This is a genomic window from Deinococcus detaillensis (assembly GCF_007280555.1).
GTDB classification, from domain to species: domain Bacteria; phylum Deinococcota; class Deinococci; order Deinococcales; family Deinococcaceae; genus Deinococcus; species Deinococcus detaillensis.
In genome coordinates this window covers 1-1145 of sequence record NZ_VKDB01000089.1, presented here as the reverse complement: position 1 = coordinate 1145, position 1145 = coordinate 1, and the positions used below count along the sequence as shown (strand labels likewise).

Genomic DNA, 1145 nt, shown 5'->3' with positions numbered 1-1145 from the left:
TATTCTTCCCGAGTACACCATCCCTCGTGAAAGCGTTGATGAAACTTGATCCCGTCGCGGAACACCTGAGCCAGTCGAAGACCGTATTCGTGCCCTCGACCAGGTCGTTTCTGTTCTCCGGCAGCGACCTCATCCGCATTGCGGATGAGATGTGCCAGACACTTCTGTTGCTTTACCTGATCAAGCAGCTTGCTGTCGTAGACCTTAAACCGGTCGCAGACCAGTACACCCTGGAACGCGTCGCCCAGGACCTTTCGAAGCTCGATGTTGGTGTGCTGGTGGTTGGCCGTGAACAGCACCGTCTGGGCTGAACGGAAGATACTGACCCAGGCTTGACCAGCGCTGATCCGCCAACCGGTATCGTCATGATGCACAAACGCAGCGGCGCGAAGATCCGCTTCCAGGGTCTGAACATGGGTCGCCAGGGGGCCTGCATCCTCAGCCAGCCGCTGTGCGCCCTGGGTCACTGCGCCCTGCGTGATGCGAATTCCGGTCGTCAACTCAAGCACCCGTGGCAACCGGCGCTGTGGGAGGCCGACTTCATGATGCAGGACCTGAAGGCTAGCCTTCAGGCGCGGTCCACATCGGTGCGCCGTCGATCCGTACTGATCCGCTGCCAGGTTAGGATGCACGCCGCGCACCGTGCTCCCACACGCCGGACACACCATCACCGGAACGCGGTATTCCGTGAGCTGCTGAGCACCCTCAGCAGCGAGTTCGGTGATCCAGACTTTGTCCTGCCGCTTGAATAGAAGTTCACCGCTGAACCCACAGAGAGAGCAGGTATTCGGCGTATTCACCTCGATCACTTGCGTGATCTGCTCGGGTGTCGGTGCCCGCTTGTACGTGAACAGTCCTTCTCCCGCACGCCGTCCCGAGGGTTTGGGATCAGCCTTGCGAGTTTCACGACTGTGCGGAGCCGCATATTTGCGGCTCTTACGTTCAAGATCTTCGAGGCGCTTCTTGAGGCGTGCATTCTCAGCTTTGAGCGCACGGTTTTCAGCTTCCAGGTGCTCGAACCGTTGGGCCTGCTGGTCGATGATCTCCAGCAGATCCTGTTCTCTCAGCGTCCCAGCCATGCGCCACAGCTTAACAGCAGCACCCTCGTCCTTGGACGGGAGCGCCGGAAGCCGCTAATCAGATAC

Annotated in this window: 1 protein-coding gene; it reads right to left on the bottom strand. The window is 59.4% G+C overall.

Going from position 1 to position 1145, the window contains the following annotated elements; all coding sequences use genetic code 11:
- The coding region (locus FNU79_RS18970; RefSeq protein ID WP_143722345.1) for an IS66 family transposase at window positions 1-1079 on the bottom strand (1079 nt) is incomplete at its 3' end.
- Window positions 1080-1145 lie beyond the last annotated feature (66 nt).